Origin of the sequence: Streptomyces sp. CHD11, from assembly GCF_018638295.1 — a bacterium.
Lineage (GTDB): Bacteria > Actinomycetota > Actinomycetes > Streptomycetales > Streptomycetaceae > Streptomyces.
Map to the genome: position 1 here is coordinate 1 of NZ_JABTTS010000062.1, position 8,996 is coordinate 8,996.

Sequence of the window (8,996 nt, forward strand, 5' to 3'; positions counted from 1 at the left end):
CGGCCGGCATGGGCGGGGCGCCCGCGGGGGCGGCCGGCGGGTAGCCGTAGCCACCGGGACGGTCGGCCGGCGGGCCGCCGGGGCCCGCACCGCCGGGGCCGTCGGCCTGGCCGGCGGAGGAGGAGGCGAGCGTACGGCTGCGGACCCGGTACAGGCCGGTGTCGAGGTCGTCCGCCTTCTCCAGGTGCACCTTGATGGGCCCCATGAAGGTGTAACGCTGCTGCTTGGCGTAGTCGCGCACCATGCCGGCGAGCTCGTCGCCGAGCTGGCCGGAGTACGGGCTGAGGCGCTCGAAGTCCGGGGTGCTCAGCTCGACGATGAAGTCATTGGGTACGACGGTGCGGTCGCGGTTCCAGATGGTGGCGTTGTTGTCGCACTCCCGCTGGAGCGCTCCCGCGATCTCCACGGGCTGCACCTCGGACTTGAACACCTTGGCGAAGGTGCCGTTGACCAGACCTTCGAGACGCTGCTCGAACTTCTTCAGGACTCCCATGGGGCACCTCCTCCGTCGCTGCCGTCCTGTGTACTGCCCCGTGCACCGTTTCGTGCACCGGTTACCTGGTACTGCTTACTGATCGTATCCACGCGCCGCCCGATCGGCTGGTTCCCCCTCTCCGCCCGGCCGACGGGTGTCGACGCCTGACGGAGTTCCCTCCGGGGCTCCTCTTCGAACTCCTTCGGCCGTGCTGGTGCGGGTCGTTCTGCCAAGGATCGTAGAGGGGGCCGCAGACCAGTGTCCCGCACCTGACCGCGGACTCCGTCCGGCTCCTGGGGAGACGGGTCCCACCGGTACGAGGTTGATACGTGAAGTAATCGCCTTTGTTGCACGGCGCGCGCCGGGGAGAGGGCGGCGGGAGCGGCTCGGGAATGGCCCGGGAAGGGCCCGGGAAGGGCCCGGGAGGGGCCCGGGAGCGGCCGCGGAGGACGGCCGGGAAAGGTCGTGCGAGGTCGCGGCCGGTCGGGCCGCGGGCGGTGAAAAGGGATGTGAATCCACCCCGACCAGCGTGCTAATGTTCTGGATGTCGGAAGGCGCCGCGCCCCCAGGGGCACGGGCTCGAGGACACACCCAATGCGCGGGTGGCGGAATAGGCAGACGCGCTGGATTCAGGTTCCAGTGCCCGAAAGGGCGTGGGGGTTCAACTCCCCCCTCGCGCACACCGTCGAACGGGCGGCATCCATCGGATGCCGCCCGTTTCGCATGTTCGGGGTGGCAGGGGGTGGCCCCGCGTGTGAGGAACATCTCATGATCATTTCCGGCCGGATGGCTCGATGTCGGGCCCGGGACGGGGCGGGGCACGGGGCGGGCCGCATCAGGGCCCCGTGGGGCGACGGGGAGACGGGTGCGGGGCCGGAGGGCGGCTGTGGGTCCCGGGGAGGGGGTACGGCGGGGGCGTAGGACCGGTGGGATGCCCGCCGGCCGGCCCGCGGGTGACCCGGTAGGCCGGCCTGTACGCCCCGCAGGCCCGCCGGTGGGTCACCCGGCGGGGCGCAGACCCGGGGCGTGAGCCGCCGGAGGCCGGTGAGGGCTGTCCATGGGAGCGCGAGGTGGCGGCGCTGATCGCGGACGGCGGTCCAACGGCGCGATCGCGTGAGGGCTGGTGGTGTCGGCGGAGGCGGCGGCAGGCAGGGGCGTCGGCGGCATCACCGGTCTCGGCCCGCCGCCGTCGGACGAGACGCACCGGCGGGTGCCGGCGGTACCGGCGTGTCTCCGGGCCTGTTCCGGCCGGGGTCACTACGAGTGGGGCGGTCGGGCCCGGGGCCGGGAACGGAACCGACGGGACGGCTTCGTGTTCCGAGGGTGTCCCGTGTACGCCGGGCCGGGGGCAGGCGACTGCGGAGTCCTCCCCCGGTGTGCGGTCCAGGTCTCGGCGCAGGCCGGGAGTTGTCCACAGGGCCTGACGCTTTTCGGCCACCGGCTGTACGGTCGGCACGATCACTGAGACGCGTGTGTATGGCACGCCTGTGCACGGGGGAGGCGGTCGCCGTGACCGAGTTCGCTGCCGGGACGCCCGGAACCGAAGGTGCTGACGGGGCGGCGGAGGACGGCCCGGGCGGCGGTGTGGAGCGGGCCCGGCGGCTTCCGCGGGTGCCCGGGTTCGCCGAATGGCCGGCCGCGGGCTCGCCCAAGCGGGAGGGCAAGGCGCTGCGCGCACACGTCCCGCGCGGCGCGCACGCCGCCCTCGACCTGGACGGCTCCCGCCCCGACGCGGTGAGCGCCGTGGAGGAGTCCAGCCGCGGCAGGCTGCCCGAGCTGGCCCCGATCCGGGTGGGCAGGATGGCGGCGACCCCCTTCGCCTTCCTGCGCGGATCGGCCGGACTCATGGCGTACGACCTGGCCCGCACCCCCATGACCGGGATCGGCGCCCAGATCTGCGGTGACGCCCATGCGGCGAACTTCGGTCTCTACGGGGACGCGCGCGGCGGACTGGTCATCGACCTGAACGACTTCGACGAGACCGTGCACGGCCCCTGGGAGTGGGACCTCAAGCGGCTCGCCGCCTCCCTGGTGCTCGCCGGGCGGGAGGCGGGCGCGGACGAGGACACCTGCCGGGCGGCCGCCCATGACGCCGCGGGTGCCTACCGGCACACCATGCGGCTGCTGTCCGGACTCCCGGCGCTGGACGCGTGGAACGCCATCGCCGACGAGGAACTGGTCTCGCACGCCGACGCCCACGATCTGCTGGGCACCCTGGAGCGGGTCTCCGAGAAGGCCCGCGCCAACACCAGCGGCCGGTTCGCCGCCAAGTCCACCGAGCCGACCGGGGACGGCGGACGCCGCTTCGTCGCCGCCCCGCCGGTGCTGCGCCGGATACCGGACGCCGAGGCGGCCCGGGTGGCCGCCTCCCTGGAGGAGTACCTCGGCACACTGCCGCCGGACCGTCATCCGCTGCTCGCCCGGCACGCCGTGCACGACGTGGCGTTCCGTGTCGTCGGCACCGGCAGCGTGGGTACGCGGTCGTACGTCGTGCTGCTCCTCGACCACCGGGGCAAGCCCCTGGTCCTCCAGGTGAAGGAGGCCCGGCCCTCGGCGCTCGTGCCGCATCTGCGGACGGCCGGGTTCGACGCTCCCGAACCCGGGCACGAGGGCCGGCGCGTGGTCCGCGGCCAGAAGCGGATGCAGGTGATCAGCGACAGCCTGCTGGGCTGGACGACCGTCGACGGCCGCGCCTACCAGGTGCGCCAGTTCCGCAACCGCAAGGGCAGTGTCGACCCGGCGGCACTCCCCGCCGACCAGGTCGACGACTACGCCCGGATGACCGGCGCCCTGCTGGCCCGCGCCCACACGCACAGCGCCGACCCGCGCCTGATCGCCGGCTACTGCGGCAAGGGCGACGAGCTGGACGAGGCGGTGGCCGAGTTCGCCGTCGCCTATGCCGACCGCACCGAGGCGGATCACACGGATCTGGTGCGGGCGGTGCGGTCGGGACGGATCGCCGCGGAGACGGGAGTGTGAGCGGGTGTCCCGGCCGGGCGGTGCGACGCCGGAGCGGGAAGTGGCGCCCGGCCGGGTGGCCTACGCTGTCCGGGTGACGACCTCGGAAGGTGAGCAGGGTGGCGGCGGCGCGGAGCGGGCCGCCGCGGACGGTGGCGCGGCGCGGCCCGAGGACCGGCTGGAACAGGCGGTACGGGCGGCCGAGCAGGCGCTGATCGAGTTCGAGATCGCCGTGGAGACCTTCCGCGTCGAGGTCGAGAACTTCTCCCGGCTGCACGAACAGAAACTCGGCCCGGTGTACGCCCGCCTCGAGGAGCTGGACGCCCGCATCCTGGAGGCGAAGGCCGCCCGCAGCGACGACCCCGAGGACAAGCGCCGGGCCGAGGAGGCGCGCGCCGGGCTTCTCCCGATTCCCGGCGTCGAGGAGCTGATGAACGGCTGGATGGACGGGGGCGGTCTGTTCCCCGAGGCCGGTGCCATGCTCACGGACCAGCCGGTGCGGCCCCCGCAGCGGGTGCGGCCCAGCGACGAGGCCCGCAAGCTCTACCGCGACCTCGCCCGCAAGGCCCACCCGGACCTGGCGCAGGAGGACAAGGAGCGCGCCCGCCGCGAGGAGTTCATCACCCGCGTCAACGCCGCCTACGCCCGTGGCAGCGAGGCCGAGCTGCGTGAACTCGCCGAGGAGTGGGCCGCCGGACCGGAGCTGAAGCGCGAACCGAGCGCCGGCGAGGAGCTCTACGCCCGCCTCGAATGGCTCTCCCGGCGCAAGGAACTGCTCACGCTGGTGGCCAGGGAACTCGAGGACAGTGCCATCGGCTCGATGCTTCGCCTCGCCCCGGAGGACCCCGACCGGCTGCTCGAGGAGATCGCCGGCCGGCTGCGGACGCAGGTGACCGAGCGCGAGGCCGAGCTGGCGGCTCTGCTGGCCTGAACCGTGCCCGCCGGTTCCGGTAGCGTCGGGGGCATGAGTTTTGGAGCTGGTGTGCCCACGGTCCAGGTCGCGGACCTCAAGGACGGCGATTTCCTGCTGGACGTCCGGGAGGACGACGAGTGGAAGGCCGGCCACGCCGAAGGGGCACTGCACCTTCCCGTCAGCGAGTTCGTGGCCCGCTACGGTGAGCTGACCGAGGCCGCCCCGCAGGACGGCCGGATCCATGTGATCTGCCGCTCCGGGGGGCGGTCGGCCCAGGTCACGATGTACCTGGCCCAGCAGGGGATCGACGCCGTGAACGTGCACGGCGGCATGCAGGTGTGGGAGGCCGCCGGCCGCCCGGTCGTCACCGACGACGGGCAGTCGGGGCACGTCCTGTAGCGCGGTCCCACCGCCTGCGGTGGGGCCCTACCGGTCGAAGTCCAGCTCGACCTTTTCCGTCACCGGACGCGACTGGCAGGCCAGGACGTAACCCGCCTGCGTCTCCTCCGACTCCAGTGCGAAGTTGCGGTCCATCCGCACCTCGCCGGCGACGAGGAAGGCGCGGCAGGTCCCGCACACTCCGCCCTTGCAGGCGTACGGCGCGTCGGGCCGGTTGCGCAGCACCGTGTCGAGCAGGGACTCCCCGGACCGCACGGGCCAGGTGCCGCCGCGTCCGTCGAGCCGGGCGGTGACCGTGCTGTGTGCGGGGGCGGACACCGTGGCGACGGGCGCCGTACCGGTGTCCACATGGAAGATCTCCTGGTGGATGCGGGAGCGGGCGACTCCCAGCCCGCGCAGGGCCCGCTCGGCGCCCACGACCAGTCCGTACGGTCCGCACAGGAACCAGCCGTCCACCTGCTCCACGGGCAGCAGCGCCGGCAGCAGGCCGGTCAGCCGCTCCCGGTCCAGCCGGCCGGACGGCAGTCCCGCCTGCTGCTCCTCGCGGGAGAGCACCGTCACCAGCTGGAACCGCTCCGGGTAGCGGTCCTTCAGATCGGCGACCTCCTCCAGGAACATCGTCGAGGCGGCCGTGCGGTCGCTGCGGATCAGGCAGAACCTGGCCTCCGGCTCCCGGGCGAGGAGGGTCGCGACGATCGACAGCACGGGGGTGATCCCGCTGCCGCCGACGATCGCCGCGTACCGGCCGGGTGCGGGGGGCAGGGTGAAACGGCCGGCCGGGGTCATCACCTCCAGCTCGTCACCGAGGTCGATCTCCTTGAGCGCGTAGGTGGAGAAGGCGCCGCCGTCGACCAGCCGCACGCCGACCCGGAGGGTGCTCGGGGCCTCGCCGTCGGGTGCGGGGGAGCAGATGGAGTAGGTGCGCCGTATCTCCTGGCCGTCGGCGGTGCGCCGCAGCGCCAGATGCTGACCGGGCGCGTACCGGTACTCCTCGCGCAGAGGCGCGGGGACGGCGAGGGTGAGAGCGACGGAGTCGTCGGTGAGCCGGTCGACCGCGGCCACCCGGAGCCGGTGGAAGCGGGCCATCACAACTCCTTGAAGTGGTCGAACGGCTCGCGGCAGGCCAGGCAGCGGCGCAGCGCCTTGCACGCGGTGGAGGAGAAGCGGCTGAGCAGTTCGGTCTCGGCGGACCCGCAGTGCGGGCAGCGCACGGGGGCCGGACCGTTCGGCGGCGGGGTCTCGCGGGTGCGGGTCGCCCCGAGCCCCACCGGGACCGGGCCGGAAGCAGCCCCTGCGCGGGGCGGGGCGATGCCGAACTCGCGCAGTTTGCGGCGCCCCTCGTCCGTGATGTCGTCGGTCGACCAGGCGGGGGCGAGCACCGTGCGCACGGTGACCTCGCGCACGCCGTGGTCGCGCAGTACCCGCTCTATGTCGTGGCTCATCGCCTCGATGGCCGGGCAGCCGGTGTAGGTCGGGGTCAGCTCGACCTCGACGGTGTCCTCCCCGCGTGCGTGCACCGCGCGCACGACGCCCAGATCGCGCAGGGTCAGCACCGGGAGTTCGGGGTCCGGCACCGAGCCGGCGAGCTCCAGGAGTGCGGCCTCCAGCGGGGTGGCGGTCACCATGCCGCCCCCGGGTGGCTGCGGTGCAGGTGCTGCATCTCGGCGAGCATCCGGCCGAAGGGCTCGGTGTGCAGTCCCTGGCGGCCCGCGCCGGCCGCCCAGGCCCCCGTGCGGGGGCCGTCCGGCACCGTGAGTGTGGCCCGGCGCAGCACCTGGCCGGTCCACTCCAGCCAGGCCGCTTCCAGGGCCGTCCAGTCGACGTCGACGCCCTCGACCGGCTGGAACATCTCGCCGGTGTAGCGCCACAGCGCGTCCACGGCGCGCTGCATCCGGCCGTGGCTCTCCTCGGTGCCGTCACCGAGGCGCAGCGTCCACTGCCCGGCGTGGTCGCGGTGGTAGTCGGTCTCCTTGACGGCCTTGCCGGCCAGGGGCGCGAACGGCCCGTCCCCACCGGCCAGCGCCCCGTACAGGAGGTACTGGTAAGCGGAGAAGAACAGCTGGCGGGCGATGGTGTGGGCGAAGTCGCCACCCGGCTGTTCGACCAGCTGGAGGTTGCGGAAGGCGCGTTCCTCGCGGAGAAACGCCAGCTCGTCCTCGTCTCCGGCCATCGATAGCAGCACCCGGGCCTGGCCCAGCAGGTCCAGGGCGATGTTGGCGAGGGCGAGCTCCTCCTCCAGTACGGGAGCGTGGCCCGCCCACTCGCCGAGGCGGTGGGAGAGCACCAGCGCGTCGTCGCCCAGGGCGAGCGCGGCGGTCGTGCGGGCCGGGGTGTCCTCGGCGGGTGTCGTGCTCACAGGTGCCGCACCCCCTCGGGGATCTCGTAGAACGTGGGGTGCCGGTAGGGCTTGTCGGCGGCCGGCTCGAAGAACGGGTCCTTCTCGTCCGGCGAGGAGGCGGTGATCGCGGAGGACGGCACGACCCAGAGCGAGACGCCTTCGCCGCGCCGGGTGTACAGATCGCGGGCGTTGCGCAGGGCGAGCTCCGCGTCCGGCGCGTGCAGGCTGCCGGCGTGGGTGTGTGACAGCCCCCGGCGCGAGCGCACGAAGACCTCCCACAGGGGCCAGTCGGTGTGGGTCATGCTCGCGCAGCTCCTGTCTCGCCGTTCGTGTGCCTGGCCGCGTGGGCCGCTGCCGCCTCCCTGACCCAGGCGCCTTCCTCGTGGGCACGCCTGCGCCGGGTCAGGCGCTCGTCGTTGCACGGGCCGTTGCCCTTGAGGACGTCCCAGAACTCCGTCCAGTCGATCGCGCCGAAGTCGTGGTGCCCGCGCTCCTCGTTCCACCTGAGGTCCGCGTCGGGGAGGGTGAGACCGAGGGACTCGGCCTGGGGGACGCAGATGTCGACGAAGCGCTGGCGCAGCTCGTCGTTGGAGTGGCGCTTGATCTTCCAGGCCATCGACTGCGCGGAGTGCTGGGACTCGTCGTCGGGCGGGCCGAACATCATCAGTGACGGCCACCACCAGCGGTCCACCGCGTCCTGAGCCATCGCGTGCTGCTCGGGGGTGCCCTTGCTGAGGGCCAGCAGCAGCTCGTAGCCCTGGCGCTGGTGGAAGGACTCCTCCTTGCAGACACGGACCATCGCCCGCGCGTACGGCCCGTAGGAGCAGCGGCACAGGGGGACCTGGTTGGTGATCGCCGCGCCGTCCACGAGCCAGCCGATCGCGCCGACGTCCGCCCAGGTCAGCGTCGGGTAGTTGAAGATCGAGGAGTACTTCTGGCGGCCGGAGTGCAGCTTGTCGAGCAGCTCCTCGCGGCTGACGCCGAGTGTCTCGGCGGCGCTGTAGAGGTACAGGCCGTGCCCGGCCTCGTCCTGCACCTTGGCCATCAGGATCGCCTTGCGGCGCAGTGAGGGGGCGCGCGTGATCCAGTTGGCCTCCGGCTGCATGCCGATGATCTCGGAGTGCGCGTGCTGGGCGATCTGCCGGACCAGCGTGGCCCGGTAGGCGTCCGGCATCCAGTCGCGCGGCTCGATCCGCTCGTCGGCGGCGACGGCCGCGTCGAAGGCGCGCTGGTGGCCGGCGGTGTCGTCCGTGCCGGTCGGCACGTCGTGCGCCCTGCTGTCCGCCGTATCGCGGGCGGCTGCTGTCGCCATGGGGTCCCCCTCGACCTGGATGCTTCCCGGAGCACGCTCCCGACCGATCGTTCGGTTCGTGCGATTCCATGGTGAGACGGGCACCGCGAGGTGTCAACCGCTGTGGATAACCTGCGGGTGCCGCCTGTGGACGACGGCACCCGGACCGCGCCTGTGGTGACGGCCACGGAGCGGGATCCCGGGGGGACTGTGCCCTGGTGTCCGGGGCTGAGTACCGTTCCGTGCGACACGGCGGGGTGGCCACGTCCGTGCGACACGGCGGGGTGGTCACGCGGGGCGGGCGGTACGGGCTCCGCCGCCGGGGCGGAAGCGGTGACGGACCGGGAACGGTGGATCGGGGCGGAATGAACGCGTACGACAGGGGCTCGGACGCCCGGCACGGGCCGGCCGGGCGGGGTGACGGGCCGGACCCGCGCCCCGCCCTGCCCGCGGTGCCGCCCGTGCCCCCGTCCGGCCCCTCCGGTTCCGGCACCCCTCCACCGGACTCGGGCGCCGGCCCACCGGACGCCGGCGCCGGTCCACCCGGCCCCGGCGGCCTGTCACCCGGCCCCGGCCACCCCGCGGCCGGCCCCCCCCCCCCCCCCCCCCCCCCCCCCCGGGG

At 73.6% G+C, this 8,996-nt stretch carries 9 protein-coding genes, 1 tRNA gene and 1 pseudogene; 5 read left to right on the top strand and 6 right to left on the bottom strand.

Translation table 11 applies throughout. The features are described 5' to 3' along the window. Nucleotides 1-493, bottom strand: a 493-nt coding sequence (locus tag HTV45_RS32995) for a DUF3662 domain-containing protein (RefSeq protein WP_215209573.1), incomplete at its 3' end; no start/stop codon positions are given. Between the two features lie 578 nt (nt 494-1,071). Between HTV45_RS32995 and HTV45_RS33000 the strand changes: the two genes are divergently transcribed. The 5 genes and pseudogenes from HTV45_RS33000 (at nt 1,072) to HTV45_RS33015 (ending at nt 4,745) form a co-directional block, all read left to right on the top strand. Next, nucleotides 1,072-1,155, top strand: a tRNA-Leu gene (locus tag HTV45_RS33000). 375 nt (nt 1,156-1,530) lie between these two features. Further along, nucleotides 1,531-1,715 (top strand): annotated as a pseudogene (locus tag HTV45_RS34695) (DNA-binding response regulator); the annotation flags it as partial. 236 nt (nt 1,716-1,951) lie between these two features. Next, nucleotides 1,952-3,454 carry a DUF2252 domain-containing protein gene (locus HTV45_RS33005; protein ID WP_251693381.1) on the top strand — a complete coding sequence of 501 codons (1,503 nt, stop codon included), beginning with the start codon at nt 1,952-1,954 and terminating at the stop codon, nt 3,452-3,454. 73 nt (nt 3,455-3,527) lie between these two features. Beyond that, nucleotides 3,528-4,364, top strand: a complete 837-nt coding sequence (locus HTV45_RS33010) for a J domain-containing protein (RefSeq protein WP_215209574.1) — start codon at nt 3,528-3,530, stop codon at nt 4,362-4,364. Nucleotides 4,365-4,415: 51 nt separating this feature from the next. Beyond that, on the top strand, nt 4,416-4,745 hold the full coding sequence (locus tag HTV45_RS33015) for a rhodanese-like domain-containing protein (protein WP_215209581.1): 330 nt from the start codon (nt 4,416-4,418) through the stop codon (nt 4,743-4,745). A gap of 27 nt (nt 4,746-4,772) precedes the next feature. Here the strand turns inward: HTV45_RS33015 and paaE are convergent, their stop codons facing one another. From paaE to paaA, 5 genes are read right to left on the bottom strand one after another with little or no spacing between them, the layout of a single operon-like run. Then, nucleotides 4,773-5,831, bottom strand: a complete 1,059-nt coding sequence (gene paaE / locus HTV45_RS33020) for a 1,2-phenylacetyl-CoA epoxidase subunit PaaE (protein WP_215209575.1) — start codon at nt 5,829-5,831, stop codon at nt 4,773-4,775. Continuing rightward, entirely contained in the window at nt 5,831-6,370 is a 540-nt protein-coding gene (paaD, locus tag HTV45_RS33025) for a 1,2-phenylacetyl-CoA epoxidase subunit PaaD (protein WP_215209576.1), read from the bottom strand. Before paaD ends, paaE begins: the two co-directional genes overlap by 1 nt. After that, complete coding sequence (paaC, locus tag HTV45_RS33030) at nt 6,364-7,101, bottom strand: 1,2-phenylacetyl-CoA epoxidase subunit PaaC (protein WP_215209577.1); 738 nt, start codon at nt 7,099-7,101, stop codon at nt 6,364-6,366. Before paaC ends, paaD begins: the two co-directional genes overlap by 7 nt. Further along, on the bottom strand, nt 7,098-7,385 hold the full coding sequence (paaB, locus tag HTV45_RS33035; protein ID WP_215209578.1) for a 1,2-phenylacetyl-CoA epoxidase subunit PaaB: 288 nt from the start codon (nt 7,383-7,385) through the stop codon (nt 7,098-7,100). Before paaB ends, paaC begins: the two co-directional genes overlap by 4 nt. Continuing rightward, nucleotides 7,382-8,395: a 1,2-phenylacetyl-CoA epoxidase subunit PaaA gene (paaA, locus tag HTV45_RS33040; protein ID WP_215209579.1), complete on the bottom strand. Its 1,014-nt coding sequence runs from the start codon at nt 8,393-8,395 to the stop codon at nt 7,382-7,384. The genes paaB and paaA overlap by 4 nt, the downstream gene beginning before the upstream one ends. Nucleotides 8,396-8,996: the final 601 nt, after the last annotated feature.